Here is a 261-nt window from a genome sequence, read left to right as displayed (position 1 = left end):
CAACGATGCGTTGGCGACCGCCACCGCGCTCTTCAATTTCAGCACGTGCACGCATTTGTATTGAACCACGACCTGTTTCATATGCACGGCGGATACCACTTTTACCCATAATTAAACCGGCAGTAGGGAAATCAGGACCTTGGATATCTTCCATTAATTCTGCAATTGTGATATCTGAGTTATAACTTAAACTTAAAATACCATTGATAACCTCTGTAAGGTTGTGTGGTGGAATATTTGTAGCCATACCAACCGCAATAC

General features: G+C 42.9%; 1 protein-coding gene. It reads right to left on the bottom strand.

The features are described from left to right. Positions 1–261: DNA gyrase subunit A (locus SAY88_RS25220; protein WP_332635175.1), on the bottom strand; the 261-nt coding region annotated here is incomplete at both ends.

The organism is Halalkalibacter flavus, assembly GCF_036663575.1.
Taxonomy (GTDB): domain Bacteria; phylum Bacillota; class Bacilli; order Bacillales; family Bacillaceae_D; genus Halalkalibacter; species Halalkalibacter flavus.
The sequence above is the reverse complement of the archived record's forward strand: the minus strand, read 5'-3'. Positions and strand labels throughout refer to the sequence as shown.